This window comes from Acetobacterium sp. KB-1, assembly GCF_003260995.1.
In the GTDB taxonomy this organism is placed as follows: Bacteria; Bacillota; Clostridia; order Eubacteriales; family Eubacteriaceae; genus Acetobacterium; species Acetobacterium carbinolicum.
On sequence record NZ_CP030040.1, the window covers coordinates 1039568 to 1060492 of the forward strand.

Here is a 20925-nt window from a genome sequence, read left to right on the forward strand (position 1 = left end):
AGCCCTCCATATAAATTCTAAGTTGAGTTATTTAATTTTAGCTAAATTTGGCAATATCGGTTCGATATTGGGCGCCTTCGAAGTGGATTTTGCCGATGTTGGCGTAGACGGTTTTTCTAGCTGCTTCACGGGTTTCGCCCAAGGCGGTGACACAGAGAACCCGGCCGCCATTGGTCTTAAGTTCGCCGTTGACCAGTTTGGTACCGGCGTGGAAGACGACACAGTCTTTCACATCATCGATACCGGTGATGACCTGGCCTTTTTTGTAAGTGCCGGGGTAGCCGCCAGAGGCGATCACCACGCAAACGGCTTCTTTGTGACTCCATTTGATCTCACAGTCAGCCAGCTTGCCATCGATAACGGCTTCCATGATGTCGACCAGATCAGATTCCATTCGCATCAGGACGCTTTGGGCTTCGGGATCGCCAAAGCGGACATTGAATTCCAGAACCTTTGGCACACCGCTTTCGATCATCAGTCCGATAAACAGGATTCCTTTAAAGTTCATGCCATCGGCAATAAAACCGCCAATAATCGGATCGAGAATTTCTGCTTTAATGCGCTTATTTAAGGCTTCATCAGCAAACAGTACATTGGGAGAATAGGTTCCCATACCGCCGGTGTTTAACCCTTCATCATTGTCATAAGCCCGTTTATAATCCTGAGCACTTTCCATCGGAACAATGGTTTTACCATCGACAAAACAAAGCATCGAGGCTTCCTGACCGGTTAGAAATTCTTCGATAACCACCTTATTGCCAGCTTCTCCGAACTCTCGCTTTTTCATAATCATTTCCATGCCTTCTCGGGCAGCGGCTTCGTTTTCAGGGATCAGTACACCTTTGCCGGCGGCCAGGCCATCAGCCTTGATTACCATGGGATAACCGTAAACCCCTAAATCTTTGATGATTTCATCAAAATCGGTATATTCTTTATAGGCCGCAGTAGGAATCTTGTGACGGAATAAAAACTCCTTGGTAAAGGCTTTGCTGCCCTCAAACTGGGCGCAATGCTTGTTGGGACCAAAGACTTTTAAGCCTTCAGCTTCAAACGCGTCAACCATCCCCATCACCAGGGGAACTTCAGGACCCACAACGGTGAGGTCAATCTGGTGTTCTTTGGCAAAAGCTAAACAGCCCGCAATATCTTCAACCGATAAATCCACACATTCGGCCAATTCTGCCATCCCGCCGTTACCCGGGGCGGCATATATTTTGTCAACCCGGGGACTTTGGGCAAGCTTCCATGTCAGAACATGCTCCCGGCCACCGGATCCAATCATTAATACTTTCATCTGTTTCTCCTTGTTTCGCTTTTGTTTTTCAAATCTTCGTGAAGAACGGGAAACGGGCGATCACGGATCGCCCCTACAAAATGAATCAAAACCCGTTTTGCTAAGAGTATTGTTCAATTCAAAATAATTCATGCTAACCCAATTTTTTTCTTCAGAATTGCTTTAGCACAAGGCGGAAATAGTTTTGTCCGAAGGGAGCGTATCTTACATACGTGACCAAGGACAAAACTATTTCCAACGCAGTGATTAAGCAATTCTGTGGTAAAAATTAGTGTTTGAAGTGGCGCATGCCGGTAAATACCATCGCAATGCCTGCCTCATCACAGGCTTTGATTGAATCCGCATCACGTCCCGCCCCACCGGGTTGAATAATGGCGATAATGCCAGCGGCAGCGGCAGCTTTGACACTGTCGTCAAAAGGGAAGAAGGCATCAGACGCCATCACTGCCCCTTTGACCTTTTCGCCGGCCTGACGGATGGCGTTTTCCAGAGCACCAACCCGATTGACCTGGCCCGGTCCGTTGGCGATCAGGCATTTATCTTTAGTCAGGCTGATGGCGTTGGATTTAGTGTTCTTAACCGCTTTCCAGGCAAACAGCAATTCATCCATTTCAGCTTCACTGGGCTTAAGTTTCGTGACCACTTTCAACTCATTATAAAGCTTGGTATCGCGTTCCTGTACCAGCAGTCCACCGATGACTTTTTTTACTTCATAGCTCGGTTCGTTGTACGTGATGTCAGAAAGCTCTAATAAACGCAGGTTTGGCTTCGCTGCCAAAACAGCCAACGCCTCTGGTGTAAATCCTGGAGCGACGATCACTTCCAGGAAGGTTTTAATCATTTCTTTGGCAGCGGCTTCGTCAATCAGACGATTAGATGCGATAATGCCGCCAAAGATGGAAACCGGATCACTGTCATGGGCTTTTATATAGGCCACGGCAATTTCGTCATCGCTGGCAATACCACAAGGATTAGCATGCTTAACCGCGACAATCGTGGGTTCGTCCCCATATTCCTTTAATATTTCCAGGGCCCCGTTGGTATCGTTGATATTATTGTAGGAAAGTTCTTTACCCTGGAGTTGTTTGGCTGCGGTTAGGGCGCCTTTAACGGGAACCACTTCACCATAGAAAGCAGCTTTCTGGTGCGGATTTTCGCCATAGCGCAAATCCTGAACCTTATTAAAGGTCATCGTAATGGTGTCTTGTAAGACTTCCCCGTTCGCCCTTTTTCTTAAGTAATCGGCGATCATCGTGTCATAGTTGGCGGTTGTTTCAAACACTTTTAGAGCCAGGTTATAGCGAGTTTGATCGCTTGTTTTGCCGTTTGCTTCCAGCTCAGATAGCACCATAGCATAGTCTTCCGGATCCACAACTACGGTTACATCATTAAAGTTTTTGGCCGCCGAGCGCAGCATCGTTGGTCCTCCAATATCAATATTTTCGACCGCATCGGAAAAGGCGACGCCTTCTTTTAAAATGGTGTTTTTAAATGGATAGAGGTTAATGACCAACAAATCGATGGGGGTAATGTCAAGATCTGCCATTTGCTTCTGGTGGTCTGGATTGTTGCGGATTCCCAAAATTCCACCGTGAATTTTAGGATGTAAGGTTTTGACCCGTCCGTCCAGACATTCCGGAAAGCCGGTTACCTCTGAAACATCGGTAATCGTTAGACCTGCTGCTCTCAGAGTTTTGGCAGTTCCCCCGGTGGATAGGATTTCCCATCCCATTGCTGTCAGTTTTGTTGCAAATTCGACAATCCCATGTTTATCCGATACACTTAATAAAGCTCTCATAGTATTCCTCCAAATTTATTACTTAACAAGTTCCCTACATTTATTTGATTGAATCAAAAATTTGATTCATGATTACTTTGACTCTTTAAATATTTAACGGTTCGACCATCCACCGTCAATTGGTCAAGACAAAAAGCCTTCACCGCCTTTGGTAAAAGCTCGTGTTCAATTTTAAGGACTTTCTGCTGGATCGATTCAGGGGTATCATCATCCGCAACCATAACGGTTTCCTGAAAGATCACCGGACCTCCGTCGGCCACTTCGTTAACAAAGTGAACCGTTGCCCCAGTAACCTTGACGCCATAATCGATGACGGCCTGATGAACATGCATCCCGTAAAAACCGGCCCCGCAAAAAGATGGAATTAGGGCTGGATGAATATTGATAATGGCGTTGGGATAAGCTTTCACAAAAACTGGGGTAATGATTTTCATATAGCCGGCCAGCACCACCAGATCGACGTTATAGCCACTTAAAATATCGACAATTTTTTCATCAAAGGCTTCATTGCTGGGATAACCTTTGGGATTGATGGCCACTGCCGGAATCCCAGCGGCTTCCCCCCGTTCCAAACCAAAAGCCTGGCGGTTATTGGAAATCACCACCGCAATTACACCATATTTATGATGAATGGTATCAATCAAGGATTGAAAATTGGTCCCGCCGCCAGAAACCAGCACGCCGATTTTTTTTAAAGCTTTTACAGACATAAGTTGATTTTTTCCTCTCCTTTAACGATGGAACCAAGAATAACCGGCTTTTCGCCCTTGGCTGTTAAACCGGACACAAAGGCTTCAACCTGATCAACTGGCAGAACTGCCACCAGACCAATTCCCATATTAAAGGTGGCATACATGCTTTCAGCGGGAATTTTTCCCGCTTCCTGGATAAATTTAAAAATCGGTAGGGTTTCGATCACGCTGGGGTCAACCTTAGCGCACAGTCCGTCAGGAATCATTCGGGGAATATTTTCATAGAACCCGCCGCCGGTGATATGGCTCATGCCTTTGATTTTGCAGGGCTTGATCAAATCAACCAATGCTTTAACATAAATTCGGGTCGGTGTCAGTAGTGCTTCACCCAAAGTCATCCCCAAATCGTCCACATAGGTGTTGACGTCCAAGGATAGATCCTTAAACAAAACTTTTCGCACCAGCGAAAAACCGTTACTATGAACCCCGGAGGATGGCAGGCCTACCAGAACATCACCTTCAGCAATAGTTGCACCCGTGACAATATCATCTTTTTCAACGATGCCCACCGCAAAACCGGCCAGGTCATATTCATCGAGGCCGTACATATCCGGCATTTCCGCGGTTTCACCACCAATTAAAGCCATATTTCCCTGGATACAGCCTTCAGCAATCCCTTTAACAATGGTGGCAATTTTGAGGGGATAGTTTTTACCGCAGGCAATGTAGTCCAAAAAAAACATTGGTTGGGCACCCTGACATAAGATATCATTAACACACATCGCGACGCAGTCAACGCCGATGGTATCATGGCGATCCATCATAAACGCCAGGCGCAGTTTGGTTCCAACTCCATCCGTACCCGAAACCAGGACCGGTTTCTGGTACCCTTCCGGTAATTCGAAAAGTCCGCCAAATCCCCCCAGGTGCGAAAGGACCTGATCATTAAAGGTCCGCTTGACATCGGCCTTCATCAATTTAACCGATTCGTAACCTGCTTCCACGTCGACTCCGGCCTGTCGATATGCATCTGTTTTCATCTGATTTTCTGACATGTTTCCTCCATCTATTTTATTACGTTCCATTAATTATTTTTACGATTTAGTCATTCGCATTTAAGATTGGCACTTCCATGGGGTATTCCCCATCAAAGCAGGCGCGGCAGAAGGTTGTCTTTCCACCGACTGACTCATTTAAACCATCCAGAGAAATATAGGCCAGCGAATCTGCACCTAAAATTTCTCTGATTTCTTCGACGGTTTTCTTGGCACCAATCAGGTATTTTCTCCGGGGGGTATCAATCCCAAAATGACAAGTATGCGCAACCGGCGGGCTGGTAACCCGGAAATGTACTTCTTTGGCACCGGCTTGTCTTAAAATTGCAACCAGTCGTTTGGAGGTTGTTCCCCGAACGATGGAGTCATCAATGATAATGACCCGTTTATCCTTAATGGTTTCTTTTAATGGGTTTAGCTTAATGCGCACCCCTTCTTCTCGAAGCTTCTGATTGGGCTGAATAAAGGTTCGGCCGATGTATTTATTCTTTATTAAACCAACGCCATAAGGAATACCGGATGCTTCCGCATAACCAATCGCGGCACCAATCCCTGAGTCCGGCACCCCGATGACGACATCAGCTTCAACCGGTGCCTCTTTAGCAAGAATTTCACCGGCCTTATGACGAGCCGCATAAACCGAGGTTTCATCCATCACCGAATCTGGTCGGGCAAAATAAATCAACTCAAAGATACAGGCTTTCTTTTTCACCCAGTTATTCTGTCCGTAACTGTTTAAACCATTTTCATCAATAACTACAATTTCACCAGGTTCAACGTCCCGAACCAGTTCTGCCCCGATGGCATCCAAGGCACAGCTTTCCGAAGCCAAAAAATAATCTTCATCCTTTTTGCCAATGCAAAGAGGCCGTAAACCATAGGGATCACGGACGCCTACTAACTTATCGCCAACTGTAATAACCAGGGCATAAGCGCCCTTGATAATTTCTACCATCCGCTGAATCGCTTCAATCATCCCATGCCTAAGACCTCTAGCCAGGATATTTACCATTACCTCGGTATCAATGGTGGTTTGAAAAACAACCCCTGAGTCTTCCAGCATGTTTCGCAACGCGCTGTCATTGATGAGGTTGCCGTTGTGGGCTAAAGCAATTTGACCGACACTATGGTTGACCGTCAGTGGTTGAGCATTCATAACCCCATCTTCTCCTGAGGTGGAGTAACGGACGTGACCAATCCCAATATTTCCTTTAAGCTGTTTTAGGACGTTGCCTTTAAAAGCATCACTGACTAAACCCGTCTCTTTATGGGTTGAGATCTTACCTTCTTTGTTAACCGATATACCGGCGCTTTCCTGACCTCGATGTTGAAGCGCGTAAAGTCCATAATAGATATAGGAAGAACAGTTATTCTCTTTGGATTTGAGATAGGCCCCCATTATTCCACATTCATCGCGAAACTTGTCATTTATCATTGGTGTGTTGTACCCTCCAGGTATTAGATTTTAATTTTCCTGATGTCTTAATTTTTTAGGTGAGTTGTGATTGGTTTTAAGCCTGAACGCGTTTAAGCATCTCTTCATAGGCTTCTTCAATATGGCCAAGGTCTTCAATATGGCCAAGGTCTTCAATATGGCCAAGGTTTCGTCTGAAACGGTCTTTATCCAGTTTTTCATTTGTTTCCACATCCCAAAAGCGACAGGTGTCCGGTGAGATTTCGTCTGCTAAAACGATTTGTCCATCATTGGTTTTACCAAACTCGATTTTGAAGTCCACCAGATTAATCCCTTTTTCCAGGAAATAAGCTTTTAAAATATCGTTAATTTTAAAGGTCATTTCGCGGATCACTTCAATTTCTTCGGCGGTAGCTAATTCCATGGCGATCGCGTGATAATCATTGATGACGGGGTCGCCAAAATCATCGTTTTTATAACAGAATTCAAAAATTGGTGACTTTAGTTTCAAGCCTTCTTCCAGACCGAGGCGTTTGCAAATAGAACCGGCGGCGGTGTTTCGGATAATCACTTCCAACGGGAAAATCGTAACCGCTTTAACCAATTGTTCCTTTTCCGAAAGAACTTTGATAAAATGAGTCGGAATGCCTTTTTCTTCGAGCATCGTGAAAATAACGCCGGTCATCTTATTGTTAATAACGCCTTTACCGCCGATACTCCCCTTTTTTTCGCCGTTGAACGCTGTAGCATCATCTTTATACTCAATGATAAATTCATCGGGACGATCGGTTTTGTATACTTTTTTTGCCTTACCTTCATATAATTGTTCTAACTTTTCCATCTTAATCTCCTTAAAAATTGATTTGAATCAAGGGTGTACGTTTCAAATTTTTATAGAATCTCCTGAACTTTTTCATTTTTAGCGACAACTTCATCATTTAACTGAATTTTAAAGGTCTTTATTTTCTCCCGAATCTCCGGATACTTGATTGATAGCATCTGGGCTGCCAAAATCCCGGCATTTTCAGCACCATTAACCGCAACGGTCGCAACCGGTACGCCTGATGGCATCTGGACAATCGATAAAAGCGAATCCAGTCCTCCCTGAAAAGAAGTTTGAATGGGAATACCGATGACTGGCAGTGGTGTGATCCCGGCGATGACTCCCGGCAGGTGCGCAGCTTTCCCGGCCGCTGCAATAAACAACTCAATACCCCGGGCTTCAGCTGTCGTTGCGTATTCGAAAATTTTGTGCGGATTCCGGTGGGCTGAAATAACCTGAACATCATATTCAACACCAAATTTTTCCAATGCGATCAGACATTTTTTGACGATGTCAAAATCCGAATCACTTCCCATAATAACAGCGACTTTTGGTTTACTCATTCTTAATTCTCCTTATGGTTTGAAACTATTTCTTATTAATAAACATCAGCACTTATTTAAAATAATTAACGCCCGCTTTAAAAATCTGCTGATCCATATTTCCAGGTATGTTTTTATAAAGATTCTTGCCGATCCGTTCAGAGTGACCCATTTTTCCAAGCACCCGTCCGTCCCGGCTGGTAATACCTTCGACTGCATAAACTGAACCGTTCGGATTAAAACACCCCGAAAGGGTGGCTTCACCCTCGAAATCCACATATTGGGTAGCAATCTGACCATTTTCGATAAGGGTTCTTAACACCGCATCATTAGCCACGAATCGGCCTTCCCCATGAGACATGGGCATGCGATGGATGTCTCCCACCTTGGTGTTGGCAAGCCATGGTGACAAATTGGAACTGATTCGGGTCATCGGGATGGTCGAAACATGACGGCCAATCGTATTAAAGGTTAAGGTTGGCATCTCCGCGGTAATCGGACAGATTTCACCAGTGGGTACCAGTCCTAACTTGATTAGCGCCTGGAAGCCGTTACAGATTCCCAGAACCAAACCGTCCCGGTTATTAAGTAAATCCATGACAGCATCCATCATTTTCTGATTTCTGAAAACCGCGGCAATAAATTTACCAGAACCGTTGGGTTGATCCCCGGCACTGAATCCACCAGGAATCATAATTATCTGGGAGGCTCTGATATGCGCTGCCATATCATCAATGGAGTGGGTTATATCCTGAGCCGACTGATTTTTAAAAATGGTGGTGAACGGTTTTGCGCCAGCGTTTTCAAAGGCTTTGACCGAATCATATTCGCAGTTGGTTCCCGGAAAAACCGGAATAAACACCTGCGGTTTTGGCTGCTTTTCTTTCCTGTAAACAAAAGGTTTGGCATTAAAACTTAAGGTTTTTACTGCTCCAGCGGTTTCCATTTTTTCCGGGTACACCGATCGCAACGGCGCTTCCCAGACTTCAACGAGTTGATTAATCGCGATCGCATCACGGCCATAAACAATTTCTCCGCCACCATTTGTTTTTCCGATCGGGGTTGATCCTTCCAGGATCTCAAAGCTTTCGACTAAAATACTGCCATACAGGGGTTTAAACAAAAAGGCTGGATCGATCCGGTCATTAAGGGTAACTCCAACACTATTTCCGAAAGCCATTTTTGTGATCGCTTCTACCAGGCCACCACAACCAATGGTTTTTGCACTTAAGATTTTACCTTCCTGATTAGCTTTGATGATGATATCATAAACGGCTTTAACCACCGTTAATTCCGGCACCCCATTTTCATCCACCGGTAGTACGAATAATTGGATTAATGATTCGGTGGACTTGAGTTCGCTGGTTATCACCGTATCGACATGGGCTGTCGCCACCGCAAAGGAAATCAGGGTTGGCGGAACGGTCAATTCACCAAAGGTACCCGACATACTATCCTTACCGCCGATGGCCGGTGTTCCCATCGCTGTCTGGACTTGATGGGCACCTAAAAGGGCTGCAAAAGGTCGGCCCCATTTAAGTGGTTCTTGACCCAATCGTTCAAAATATTCCTGGAAACTGAGGCGGGCTTTTTTGTAATCCCCACCGATGGCGACCAGTTTAGATAGAGATTCAAGAACCCCCATCATCCCGCCTAGAAAAGGACTGCTTTTGGCAATGACCGGATTATAGCCAAAAGTCATCATGCTGCAGGTGGTGGTATCGCCATGAATCATCGGGATCTTAGCCACCATACCATCCATTGGTGAGAGCGCGTTTTTGCCGCCATAGGGCATGACCACAGTACCGGCACCAATGGTCGCGTCAAACATTTCCACCATGCCCCGCTGGCTGGCTACATTCAGATCTTTTAAAGTTTCTGTGATCTTATTGATAAAATTAAAGTTTTCATCTTTTTTAGGATCTTGATCCGCTGTTTTTTTATCACTTTTTATTTCCATCGGCGGTTCAATCACTACATCAATAAATTGCGGCGCACCATTGGTTTCAAGAAATGCGCGGGAGATATTTAAAACCTCTGTGCCCCGCCATTTCATGATCAGGCGACCGGAATCAGTAACCGTGGCAACCGGGGTAATCTCAAGATTTTCAGCGTTTCCCATGGTGATAAAAGCGTCCACATTCTTGGGATCAACCACCACGGCCATACGTTCCTGAGATTCAGAGATGGCCAGCTCGGTACCATCCAAACCTTCATATTTTTTTGGTACCTTGTCTAAATCAATTTCCAGGCTGTCCGCTAGTTCACCAATTGCTACCGATACACCACCGGCACCAAAATCGTTGCAACGCTTGATTAAATTGGCCAGTTCTTTTCTTCTAAACAACCGCTGGATTTTTCGTTCTTCGACCGGATTCCCTTTTTGAACCTCTGCACCGCTTTCTAAAATGGATTCTTCCGTGTGAACCTTGGATGAACCAGTAGCGCCGCCGCAGCCATCCCGACCGGTTCGTCCACCGACTAACAACACCACATCGCCTGGAGTGGGACGTTCGCGGATGACATTTTCTTTGGGGGCTGCCGCAATCACGGCGCCGACTTCCATTCGCTTGGCCAGAAAACCGGGATCGTAAACTTCAGTAACCTGACCGGTTGCCAGGCCGATTTGATTCCCGTAGGAACTGTAGCCATGGGCGGCTTCAGTCGAAATTTTACGCTGCGGCAATTTGCCCGGGAGAGTATCTTCAATCGCGGCCCGAGGATCCCAAGCGCCAGTAACCCGCATCGCCTGATAAACGTAGCTTCGTCCTGAAAGAGGATCTCGGATGGCTCCACCCAAACAGGTGGCAGCACCCCCAAATGGTTCAATTTCGGTGGGATGATTATGCGTTTCATTTTTAAACATCAACAGCCATTCTTCATCGACACCATCATGATCGACGACCATGTTAATACTGCAGGCGTTGATTTCTTCTGACTCATCCAAATCTGGTATCCGTCCCTGTTTCTTTAGGGCTTTCGTCCCAATCACAGCCAGATCCATCAGGCTCATCGGTCGTTTAGTGTTTTCTCCGTATAGCGCTGTTCTGGCCTGACAGTAATCATCATAGGCCCGCTTCATCGCCTGTGAAATGGGATCATCTCCCAGAAACTGTACCTGTTTAATTTGAGTCAAAAAGGTTGTATGACGACAATGATCCGACCAATAGGTATCAATGACCTTTAATTCCGTAATGGTCGGGTTTCGTTTTTCATCTTTATTAAAATATTTTTGCACAAACAAGATATCCTCGGTCGTCATGGCGAATCCATTGTCCACCCGAAACGCTTCTAATTGATCTGCCTGCAGCGCAATAAAACCATCTAACTGCTTGATATCTGCTGGCTCCCGCACCTCATCAACCAAAGTGGCAAAAGGTTCCAGGCTGGCTTCCTGAGAATCCACCGGATTGATCATATAGCGCTTGATGCTATTCAGTTCATTTTGTGTCAATTCTCCTATAAGGACAACAATTTTAGCTACCTTAATCAGCGCCCGTTCCCCCGACACGATCTGAATACACTGAATCGCCGAATCACCATGTTGATCATATTGGCCAGGTAAATAGGAAATCCCAAAAATGTTCTCGTCGTCGTTAATCTGAAGGACTCCTTCAAAGACCTGATCGACATTGGGCTCGGATAAAATGGTATCAATAATCTGATTGAACAAACCATCTGTCACGCCTTCTACGTCATATCGGTATAAGATACGCATAGACTTAAGCTTCGAAATCTTTAAAATTCGTTGAAAGGTTTGTGTCAGCGATTTAGCTTCAACTTCAAACCGGTCTTTTTTTTCTACAAAAATTCGTTTTATCACAATTTTTCCACCTTTTTTAATGATAAACTTATTTTACTATTTCCGAACAATAATATCAAGATTTTTTAAAACGTTCGGATTATTTTTTTATTCTCCGCTATTTTCTCGTCTGCAACGATAGTTTTAAAGTTTTTCACGAGTATGATATAATACGAAGTATAATTGTTCAGAAAATGGGTAATATAGTTTTATCCAACCAACTAAAACTAAATAACGTTACACGAGAGGTAATAGTATGAAAATTTTCCATTTGCATCATAGCGGCTTTTTAATCCAATTAGAGGATAAAACCTTGATTTTTGATTGCTTTACTCATATTCCCACCAGTTTACTACGCAAAGGAATTCCTCATTTTTTCTTTGTGTCACACGGGCATGGTGACCACTACAACGTCGATATTTTTTCGACTAACCGAATCTATCACCCTACCTACATAATTAGTGATGACATTCCCAAGGCATCTACCCACAAAACCCATGCCATCGGTCCCTACCAGCATATGTCGTTGGGCGGGATGGACATCAAAACCTTTGGGTCTACTGACCAGGGCATCTCTTTTTATATTGCCACTAATTCCCACCGTATTTTTCATGCCGGGGACCTTAACTGGTGGGACTGGGACACCAGCGAAAAGCCAAACATCGATCCAATACAGGAAGAAAAAGACTTTAAGGCTGAACTGGAAAAAATGAAGAGCCTACCCATGGAATTTGCCTTTATTCCCGTTGACCCGCGTCTCGGCGATTCCTTCTACAAGGCCGGCCAATACTTTATTGAAACCTTCCATCCTAAGGTCATGATTCCCATGCATTTTCGGGATGAGTTTGGAATCATCAAACAGTTTAAAGCCAAAATCGGAAACACCGCAACTGTTATTCCTGAATTTAAAGAACGAAATGTAAGAATTAAAAACACTTGGTCTTTAGACAACTAAAAAATGAAGAACCCCTAATTCCAGAATCGGATCAGGGGTTCTCCTTATATCTCAAAACAGTTACTCTCAATAAGATAATTTCTTACTCCACGGAGCGAAGAATGGTTGGTCGCCTGGCTGATTTTGGGATAAACCGTTAGATGATCCATGCGATTTTCCACCTTATTCAGATTAAACCCTTCCGGCACCACCATAAACTTTCCGATTCCGGGTTCAATCGCCCTTTGGGGACAACCATAAATACAACGCATACAAATGACGCAGTTATTTCCGAAGATATGTTGACCGTCGATAATCTTAATATTATCACGCGGACACAGCTTTTCGCACCAACCGCAATCAACACAGTTTTCATTTACCTTAAGATGTTGACCAAAAATTCTTCCCCCGAAAACTTCGAAGTATCCCAATCTGGAAGCAAAACGGTCAATCCCATATGATGCCAAACGATGTCGCTGCCCTGATTTCAATTCCTCAACTACCCGGTCCACTATTACCGGTGTGGCATGAAGGATCATCGCACAAAGACTCTCATCAAAGCCGATCATAAAATTAGACGGCATAACCACCATTTTTTCGTAGATCACATCATAACCTTTTTTCTCAAGCTGCCTTATTGTCGCCCGGCGACACGCAGTGTTGGGGGAAATTTCTCCGCCACCCGATACCGAAACCACTACTGCCGGCTGTCCCTTTTTAACTGTTTGGATTTTTTTCAGCCATTCTTCAACGGGTTTCGGGGCATTAAATGCATAAACCGGGAAAAGCAAAACTAATAATTCTCCTGAAACAACGGGGTTTACCGCGCCTTTTAATTCTATACGCGTAACGGTTACTGATCTTTTAACAAATGAACGTTCAAATGCATCAGCAACCCGAGCAGTCCCTCCCGTACCAGTAAAATATACAAGATTTGTGCTTTTAAAATCCATTTTTTCCTCACTATCTATCGTGCTGCTAATTTATCATGTTAATTTCCAGCAGCCTTTATTGATATCATTAATCATTGTCCCACATTATTAAGACGTTTTAAAATTATTTTCTGTTCCCCCAATAATATAACACTTCAATTAACACAATTATTATCATACTCATAGTTTTTACCCATCAACATTCTGTTTAAACACCACTTTTTAGATAAGATTATGATTAAAAAGCTTTACAGCTAACCACAATCGAGTATAAAATAAAGAAAAGGCAACAATTTCGACGAAACCAGAAAGGAACCCTCAAACATGAATGAATTTTTCGATTCCTACAGCGAAGATGGCATGAAAAAGGATGTTTCAACTAACGTCGATCTGGACAGCCTCACCCAGATTGCCAACCGCCAGAAATTTAATATCATGCTGAATGAAGCAGTCAAAAAATCGCATAATACGGTATGCTACTTATCGATTCTCTTGATTGACATTGACTATTTTAAAGAATACATTGATAAGTATGGCCTTTTATCGGGCAATGACTGCCTTCGTCAGGTAGCTTTTTCACTACAAGGCACCCTGAAAAGAGCCGGGGATTTAGTCGCCCGATGGGATCATGAAAAATTTGTCTGTATTCTCTCAGATACCGACCCTGCTGGTGCTGCAACGATGGCACAGAAAATGAGCCATGCGATTATCGATTTAGCCATTCCCAATTCAGCCTCTTCTGTGGCAGATGTTATCACAATATCCGTTGGCGTAGTAACATCCATTCTTACAGATGAAATCGCCAGTGACAAGCTTATCAAAAAAGCAGATCATGCCTTATCTATCGCCATAAAAACGGGTCGAAATAAAATTGCTATCAGTAACAGCTAAAACCGGGTTTACCACCTGGTTTTTTTATTTTGTTACCACGCAGTTGCGACCCCTTAATTTCGCTTCATAAAGAGCTTTATCCACCCGATCAATCATACTCTCGATGGATTCACCCTTTTTATAGGCAGTAACACCAAAACTGCAGGTTTGAGTGAGCCCTCTTGTAAACTGGGTCTGTTCCACAACAATCCGAATCCGTTCAGCTGTTATCTTGGCTCCATCGCTGTCCGTCAGCGGCATGATGATCAAAAACTCCTCCCCTCCCCAGCGGCTTAACATATCGATTGTTCGAATTTCCCGCGAGAGCAGATTTACCAGATGAATGAGAATTTCGTCCCCTAAATTATGTCCAAAGGTGTCATTCACCTTTTTAAAAAAATCCATATCCAGCATGATAATTGAAAACACATGATCATAGCGGTCACATCTTTCTATTTCATTTTTTATAAACGCGTGGGCCTTCATGCGATTATATGCCTGGGTCAGATAATCACGCTCTGCTAAACGTCTGGCTTCTGCGTTGGCTTGTTCCAACTCTTCTGTTACCACTCTGATAAAATTAACTAATCGGGAAATAATCAGAGAGTGTTGGCTGGAGAATGGATCCAATAGTTTTGGCTTTTCAATCCGCTTCTCTTGTTTTTTAATCAGTTTATTCCCATTCCGCTCTTTCATGCTGACCGCCACCATGGTGGCATTTAGCAACATCACGTAGTGACCCTGCGAATAAATTTCGCCATAGGTATAAAAACCCGATGTGGGTGCAATGGACTCAAAGGGTCTGGTTTCCAGATCCACCTCGCTTTGCAACAAATAACGCCGACAAATGCAGGAGTAAAGAAAAATAGCTTCTGGTTTAAATGCCTGAATACGGTTTTGAATATCATTGGCTTTTTCAATCATTACGGATGGATTACCATAACCAATGCATACTTTCTCACCTTCTTTCAACTCAGCGATAAATTTAATGGCTTTTTCCTCATTAACTCTCATGGGAACCTTGGCATACAAAATCCCATTCCGTTTTAGCAACAGGGGAAACTCCAAAACATTGAGAAAAAAATCTTCATCATTCTGTATATCCAGATAACGATGAAACACTTCATAAGCTGGCTCATCATCAATCTTCTTTACCCAAAGACCGTCGGTTTCAGTAATGACCATTTCTTTACTTAAAGGTTGCCACCCCAAATAAGTATGCATATCGATCTGGATGTCATTTCCCATAAACACAACAGCCAGTACTCCTTTTGATGTACACTTCCCATTTAGGGCGATTAGTGGCTCCTGTTCAGCTTCATAATCACCAGCACCACCTCCAAAAACCGGATACCTACCGCTTCGAGCGGCAGAAAAACCGTTTAAAAAAACAGAAACATCCATGGTAAAAGGCGTTGCTAAGAGCATAATTCCTGCAATTCCCCGGCAAGAGCGCTCAATTTTTTTAGCAAAGTTAGTTCCCAAATCTATTTCATTGCCGTCATCACCATTGACTAAAAAACCCATAATTTTAGTTTTTTCTAAAAATGCGAAGGAAATTACTGTGGTGTTGATCAGCAGGCGGCCGACTGCAATTTCACCCATGGTGGTGGCACCGACAATCACCCCACCGGGCATCGACTCGCGGAGAGTCGATTCGATCGCCATCATCCAGCAGGGATCGCGCACCGCGGAGAATACTTGTACAAATACTGAAGCCGAGCAATTCAAATGATTCTTGCATTCTTCAGTCAACACGTATTCATTTAACATTTCTATCGTATTAATCGTAATTATCTTGCTGATCATTGAATTAACTCCTACTTACTGGTTTTACACTTTGTTTTTTTCCGCCAACCCATAATCACGCCTGCCGTTGACTCTTTTGTTATTTCGTTTCCCTTATAAGAAAACGTCGTCTATTTTAACTATTGTATCAAGACTAGCTGCATTTAACCAGTGTTTTCATCTTAAAATTAAATACCAGACAAAATACATAACATTTATGCAGTCATAGCGTCAACTAATCAGATTCCCTACAAGCTGATAAATTTTTGTTTTTAAACAGTAGATATTTGTTGTAATAAAAGCTATAATAATACAGCGCACAATCGTTTGTGATGCAAGTACGCACTTATACTTAATCGAGTTATACCCTGATTAGCAGTACTTCTACTAATTTTATAGAAGTTTGTTGCAGGCTAAACAAAAGATTATATTTGAAAGGGGTTATTATGAACGAAAACCAAGAAAAATCGATGCCGGTTTCGGAAGCAAGCCATTTAACAGGCACCGCACCAGAACCAGCTGAACCTATGCCAGCCGAAACTCACCGTAAATCGCGAATATCTACGAAGTTATTGGTATTTACTGTCTCACTAATTACACTGGCAGTGTTTTCCCTTGGGATCATCTCCGTTAATTTGGGGGCCGCTGCACTCACGAGTCAGGCTAATACCGATGCCCAAAAATATACCACCGAAGGAGCCTCTCATGTTGGTGCCATTATTAGCGGAAACCTGTCTACCCTTAGTGAAGTAGCCTCCCGAGCCCATGTTACTACGATGGACTGGCAAACCCAGGTGGATGCCATTAGTAGCAATATCGAACAATTAGGTTATCAGGATATTGCCGTCATGAGCCTGGAAGGCCACGGCAAATACATTAAAGGTGGCGGAGAATTTGATTCTGCTGGTGAGTTCTGGTACGAAGATGGTTTTAAAGGCAATCTTTCTATTTCTGATGTTGCCATCAGTAAGGTCACCAAGGAACCCGTTGTACTTGATGTCGCTCCGATTAAAAATAATAATCAGGTTGTAGGTCTTCTAATTGGTCGGCGGGACCCGACCTTCTTAAACAATACGACCAATGCCATGGGCGATGGTGAACGCCAATACGGCTTTGTTGTCAACGAAAACGGTGCCATCATGGCCCACCCTAACGTTGTGATGATTCTTGATCAAGTTAACGTGTTTGATGACATAAAAACAGATGGCACCTGGAAGAGTTTTGCCTTAGCTCTAAAAGGACTCGATAACCCGACCGCCGGGATGCTTACTTATACTGTTGATGGCGAAACAAAAATTGGCTCCGCCGCACCCATTCCCGGAACAAACTGGACGCTGATTGTTGCCCAGTATGAAGATGATGTTTTAGATCCAATCACCAGTTTGAAAAATCTGATCCTGTTGATCTCATTGGTTATTCTCTTAATTGGTGGCGTTGCTGCCTATGTTTTGGCCCAAAAACTCACCAAGCCCATCATCAGACTCAAAGAAATAGCTGATCAGGTTGCCGTTGGTAAAGTCGATGTTGAAATTGAAATAACAACCCATGATGAAATTGGCGATTTGATGAAGTCATTTGAAACGATGATCCAGAACAATAAGGGCATGGCCGAGGCCGCTCACCGTATGGCCCAGGGTGATTTTAAGCTTGCCATCACGCCAAGATCCGAAGATGACGTTATCACCTACTCAATGATTGCCGTTCTAACTGAAATGAACCGGGTTCACGATGCAATTATGAAAATTGGAACGGCTGCCTTGGAAGGTCAACTCAATTATCGGGGTAACACCAATGACTTCACCGGCGCTTACAAAGATCTGATTATATCCTTAAATACAGTCATTAATACCTTTGTTAAACCCCTCAAGGTTGCCAACAAAGCCATCGAGCGCATCGGCAACGGGGTGATTCCGCCCAAAATAACCACTGTTTATAAAGGTGATTTCAACGATCTTAAAAATAATATTAACGCTTGTATCGATGGGCTAGGGGCTTTAACCGAAACCGGCGAAGTGCTCCATCGTCTCTTCGTTAATGATTTTTCTGCAAAAATGGAAGGGACCTATCTTGGTGTGTTTGGCGATTTAGCTACCTCAGTAAATGAAATCCAATGGAAGCTTAGCTATATTCAGGCCATTGTCAGTCATGTTTCAAATGGCATCATGAGCGACTACGATGAACTGGTCAATATCGGAAAACGTAGTGATGAAGACGAATTTATACCAACACTGATTCAAATGATTGAGAACATTCACTCCCTGGTTGGCGAAGCTGATGAAATGACCAAGCTGGCTGTCGAAGGCGATCTGGATCATCGGGGTGACCCCTCTAAATTCATGGGCGAATATGCAAAGGTTATTTCAGGATTCAACCAGACCCTTGATGCGGTAATTGAGCCAATCCAGGCTACTTCCGCAGCTCTTAATGAATTGTCAAAGGGTAATCTAAACTTTACTATGAACGGTGATTTCAAAGGCCAACACGGGAAGATTAAAGAAGATATGAACCGCACTATCCGCTTCCTGAAGAAGTATGTCGATGAGATTACAACCGTCCTTCAACGTGTTGGCGATGGTGACCTTAGCCAGGAAATAAAAGCCTATTATCATGGCGATTTTGTTGCGATCAAACTTGCAATTAACGGTATAACCAGCCACTTAAGCGAAGTGATGAAAGAAATCGATGATGCCGCCGGGCAGGTCGAAGCTGGAGCCATTCAAATTTCTGACGGCGGTCAGGCCTTATCTCAAGGTACTACTGAACAGGCCTGTGCCATCCAGGAACTCACCGCCTCGATTGAAGAAGTTGCTGCAGAAACAAAGCGAAATGCCAGAAACGCCAATGAAGCGAATGAGCGGGCGATCGAAGTTCGAACCAACGCCGAAGTGGGCAATTCACAGATGTCAAAAATGGTCACCGCGATGGTGGAAATCAATGAATCATCAAGTAGTATATCCAAAATTATCAAGGTGATTGACGACATCGCTTTCCAAACCAATATTCTAGCTTTAAATGCTGCCGTGGAAGCTGCCCGGGCCGGACAACATGGCAAGGGTTTTGCCGTTGTTGCTGAAGAAGTGCGAACCCTCGCTGCCCGCAGCGCTGAAGCCGCTAAAGAAACCACTGGTCTCATTGAAGGCTCCATTGATAAAGTGGAAGTTGGCACCAAAATAGCCGATGAAACGGCTGAAAGTCTGATTGAAATTCTCAGCGAAATTGAAAAAGTAACGGGTCTGGTCGGCAAAATTGCCCGCGCTTCCAATGATCAGGCATCAGAAATTGCCCAAATCACGAAGGGGATCGAACAAGTCTCGAATGTCGTTCAAACCAACTCAGCCACTGCTGAACAAAGTGCCGCTGCGAGCGAGGAACTTTCCGGTCAGGCTGAAATGCTAAAACAAATGGTTGATGCATTTAAATTAAAAACCACAAAAAAGACAACCATTGGAGCAATTACAGCCCAAACCGAAACGATCCTTGCTGAGCCCTCCCCTCAGCCAGAAATAATCTTAGATGATCTGGACTTTGATAAGTATTAAATAAGCAACCTAAAAATCTTAGCAGAAAAAATCTTGTACTTTAAAAATCCTGTCTGAGCACTCAGACAGGATTTTTTATTGCAGTTGATACTTATTTTTAATGCTTTCCGTTCCAGTTGATTCTCCCGATCATGTCAATAGTTTAGCAAAATCATTGTAGCGGATCCTGGCCTTCTTCTGAGCCTTAATTCGGGCATTATTAATGTCATGATAGTAAGTGATAAGCGTTGCCACAATATCCGCATCAATTTTTTTATCTTCTGCCATTTGCTTTAAAATATTAACAACCTTTTCTTTTTGCATACCTTTACGATAAGGTCTGTTTTCAGAAACGGCTGTAAAAATATCGGCGACAGCCATGATTCGGGCTCCCAGTGAAAGCTCTGATCCCTTTTTCTTAAACGGATAGCCCGTTCCGTCCAGCCGTTCATGATGCATGGAGGCAAATTCATTGATTTCTTCAAATCCCGTAACTTGACAGAGTAATACATAGGTATGATAAGTATGTTCTTTCATCACCGCAAATTCAGCGTGGGAGAGTCCCGCCGGCTTTTCAAGAATTTCAGTCGGTACCGTCAATTTACCAATATCATGGATATATCCGGCCGCCTGAATTTTCTTACAGGTTAACTCATCACATTTCAAGTGCTGCGCCAAGCGTTTCGCCACAGATGAAACCCCTTCGCTGTGAACTGCGGTAAATCTGCTCCGAAAGTCAATGACCCGGGCAAAAAGTTTGGTTATACCAATTAATTCATCAATATCCAGTCGTTGATCCTGAAATCGGATATTTTTATAATACCGTCGGGCGCTGGAAATTGATTCCAGATCGTACCAGAAAAACTCCTTTTCTTTTAGCCTTTCAAAAGCTTTTACATAGTCCGGATTAAATTTTCGACCCGAAGCAGCGGCAATTTTTTCAAAAATCCGATCCTTCTGGTAAATGATTTTTTCATCTTTGGATATAAGAGTGGCGATCCGATCTGCCAGATGAATAAGATGACTTTCTGGCATCACCGCTTCTCCACAAAACATTAAACCCTCGCCATCGTTCCAATCGACATGGTGAAATTTAATAATTTTAGCGATCTCTGAAAACTCCCGGTAGTCTTTTAAGAGCAACCATCCAATCCGGGCATGTTGGTGGGGATTGATGGCTTCAAATTTGAGTACCTTTATCCGTTCCTGCATGCTTAAACCGCCAATATCGTGTAAAACGGCAGCGACACAGACTTCATTTAGTTTCTTTTCTTCAAAGTTCAACTCTTCCCCCAAATTATTGGTAATATAGGCGACAAGACGTTGATGATGATGTAATTCCGGGCTTACCATATCTGTAGCTCTTGATAGTTGAAGTGTTAACTCTAATAAAGAGACCATATTTTTTCCTTTCCGATAACGCATCCGTTTTTAATCGTGTCATGATATAATAGCATATCTTT

The 20925-nt window shown here is 43.7% G+C and carries 14 protein-coding genes; 3 read left to right on the top strand and 11 right to left on the bottom strand.

Going from position 1 to position 20925, the window contains the following annotated elements:
* Positions 1 to 37: 37 nt before the first annotated feature.
* The 8 genes from purD to DOZ58_RS04865 form a co-directional block, all read right to left on the bottom strand.
* Positions 38 to 1294 carry a phosphoribosylamine--glycine ligase gene (purD, locus tag DOZ58_RS04830; protein WP_111887274.1) on the bottom strand — a complete coding sequence of 419 codons (1257 nt, stop codon included), beginning with the start codon at positions 1292 to 1294 and terminating at the stop codon, positions 38 to 40.
* A 268-nt stretch (positions 1295 to 1562) separates the two neighbouring features.
* Complete coding sequence (gene purH / locus DOZ58_RS04835; protein WP_111887275.1) at positions 1563 to 3092, bottom strand: bifunctional phosphoribosylaminoimidazolecarboxamide formyltransferase/IMP cyclohydrolase; 1530 nt, start codon at positions 3090 to 3092, stop codon at positions 1563 to 1565.
* A gap of 53 nt (positions 3093 to 3145) precedes the next feature.
* Positions 3146 to 3802: a phosphoribosylglycinamide formyltransferase gene (gene purN, locus DOZ58_RS04840; protein ID WP_111887276.1), complete on the bottom strand. Its 657-nt coding sequence runs from the start codon at positions 3800 to 3802 to the stop codon at positions 3146 to 3148.
* Positions 3793 to 4839, bottom strand: a complete 1047-nt coding sequence (gene purM / locus DOZ58_RS04845; protein WP_111887277.1) for a phosphoribosylformylglycinamidine cyclo-ligase — start codon at positions 4837 to 4839, stop codon at positions 3793 to 3795. The genes purN and purM overlap by 10 nt, the downstream gene beginning before the upstream one ends.
* Positions 4840 to 4885: 46 nt before the next feature.
* Complete coding sequence (gene purF, locus DOZ58_RS04850; protein ID WP_111887278.1) at positions 4886 to 6274, bottom strand: amidophosphoribosyltransferase; 1389 nt, start codon at positions 6272 to 6274, stop codon at positions 4886 to 4888.
* A 76-nt stretch (positions 6275 to 6350) separates the two neighbouring features.
* Positions 6351 to 7094: a phosphoribosylaminoimidazolesuccinocarboxamide synthase gene (gene purC, locus DOZ58_RS04855; RefSeq protein ID WP_111887279.1), complete on the bottom strand. Its 744-nt coding sequence runs from the start codon at positions 7092 to 7094 to the stop codon at positions 6351 to 6353.
* 50 nt (positions 7095 to 7144) lie between these two features.
* Positions 7145 to 7639, bottom strand: a complete 495-nt coding sequence (gene purE, locus DOZ58_RS04860) for a 5-(carboxyamino)imidazole ribonucleotide mutase (RefSeq protein WP_111887280.1) — start codon at positions 7637 to 7639, stop codon at positions 7145 to 7147.
* 52 nt (positions 7640 to 7691) lie between these two features.
* Positions 7692 to 11441 (bottom strand): phosphoribosylformylglycinamidine synthase, encoded by a 3750-nt coding sequence (locus DOZ58_RS04865; RefSeq protein WP_111887281.1) that lies wholly within the window; start codon positions 11439 to 11441, stop codon positions 7692 to 7694.
* A 235-nt stretch (positions 11442 to 11676) separates the two neighbouring features.
* Here DOZ58_RS04865 and DOZ58_RS04870 point away from each other — a divergent pair, with 235 nt between their 5' ends.
* Positions 11677 to 12375, top strand: a complete 699-nt coding sequence (locus DOZ58_RS04870; RefSeq protein ID WP_111887282.1) for an MBL fold metallo-hydrolase — start codon at positions 11677 to 11679, stop codon at positions 12373 to 12375.
* 44 nt (positions 12376 to 12419) lie between these two features.
* Here DOZ58_RS04870 and DOZ58_RS04875 read toward each other — a convergent pair whose 3' ends face one another.
* Entirely contained in the window at positions 12420 to 13307 is an 888-nt protein-coding gene (locus DOZ58_RS04875; protein ID WP_111887283.1) for an EFR1 family ferrodoxin, read from the bottom strand.
* Between the two features lie 303 nt (positions 13308 to 13610).
* Here DOZ58_RS04875 and DOZ58_RS04880 point away from each other — a divergent pair, with 303 nt between their 5' ends.
* Positions 13611 to 14177 carry a diguanylate cyclase gene (locus DOZ58_RS04880; RefSeq protein WP_111887284.1) on the top strand — a complete coding sequence of 189 codons (567 nt, stop codon included), beginning with the start codon at positions 13611 to 13613 and terminating at the stop codon, positions 14175 to 14177.
* A gap of 24 nt (positions 14178 to 14201) precedes the next feature.
* Here the strand turns inward: DOZ58_RS04880 and DOZ58_RS04885 are convergent, their stop codons facing one another.
* Positions 14202 to 15965 carry a diguanylate cyclase gene (locus DOZ58_RS04885; RefSeq protein WP_111887285.1) on the bottom strand — a complete coding sequence of 588 codons (1764 nt, stop codon included), beginning with the start codon at positions 15963 to 15965 and terminating at the stop codon, positions 14202 to 14204.
* 425 nt (positions 15966 to 16390) lie between these two features.
* Between DOZ58_RS04885 and DOZ58_RS04890 the strand changes: the two genes are divergently transcribed.
* Positions 16391 to 19483 (top strand): methyl-accepting chemotaxis protein, encoded by a 3093-nt coding sequence (locus DOZ58_RS04890; protein ID WP_242988608.1) that lies wholly within the window; start codon positions 16391 to 16393, stop codon positions 19481 to 19483.
* Between the two features lie 129 nt (positions 19484 to 19612).
* Here DOZ58_RS04890 and DOZ58_RS04895 read toward each other — a convergent pair whose 3' ends face one another.
* On the bottom strand, positions 19613 to 20815 hold the full coding sequence (locus DOZ58_RS04895) for an HD-GYP domain-containing protein (RefSeq protein WP_204355472.1): 1203 nt from the start codon (positions 20813 to 20815) through the stop codon (positions 19613 to 19615).
* Positions 20816 to 20925: the final 110 nt, after the last annotated feature.

Bases quoted from the DNA above. Each gene is read 5' to 3' on its own strand.
- purD (WP_111887274.1), bottom strand. From the start codon at position 1,294: ATGAAAGTATTAATGATTGGATCCGGTGGCCGGGAGCATGTTCTGACA.
- purH (WP_111887275.1), bottom strand. From the start codon at position 3,092: ATGAGAGCTTTATTAAGTGTATCGGATAAACATGGGATTGTCGAATTT.
- purN (WP_111887276.1), bottom strand. From the start codon at position 3,802: ATGTCTGTAAAAGCTTTAAAAAAAATCGGCGTGCTGGTTTCTGGCGGC.
- purM (WP_111887277.1), bottom strand. From the start codon at position 4,839: ATGTCAGAAAATCAGATGAAAACAGATGCATATCGACAGGCCGGAGTC.
- purF (WP_111887278.1), bottom strand. From the start codon at position 6,274: ATGATAAATGACAAGTTTCGCGATGAATGTGGAATAATGGGGGCCTAT.
- purC (WP_111887279.1), bottom strand. From the start codon at position 7,094: ATGGAAAAGTTAGAACAATTATATGAAGGTAAGGCAAAAAAAGTATAC.
- purE (WP_111887280.1), bottom strand. From the start codon at position 7,639: ATGAGTAAACCAAAAGTCGCTGTTATTATGGGAAGTGATTCGGATTTT.
- DOZ58_RS04870 (WP_111887282.1), top strand. From the start codon at position 11,677: ATGAAAATTTTCCATTTGCATCATAGCGGCTTTTTAATCCAATTAGAG.
- DOZ58_RS04875 (WP_111887283.1), bottom strand. From the start codon at position 13,307: ATGGATTTTAAAAGCACAAATCTTGTATATTTTACTGGTACGGGAGGG.
- DOZ58_RS04880 (WP_111887284.1), top strand. From the start codon at position 13,611: ATGAATGAATTTTTCGATTCCTACAGCGAAGATGGCATGAAAAAGGAT.
- DOZ58_RS04885 (WP_111887285.1), bottom strand. From the start codon at position 15,965: ATGATCAGCAAGATAATTACGATTAATACGATAGAAATGTTAAATGAA.
- DOZ58_RS04890 (WP_242988608.1), top strand. From the start codon at position 16,391: ATGAACGAAAACCAAGAAAAATCGATGCCGGTTTCGGAAGCAAGCCAT.
- DOZ58_RS04895 (WP_204355472.1), bottom strand. From the start codon at position 20,815: ATGGTAAGCCCGGAATTACATCATCATCAACGTCTTGTCGCCTATATT.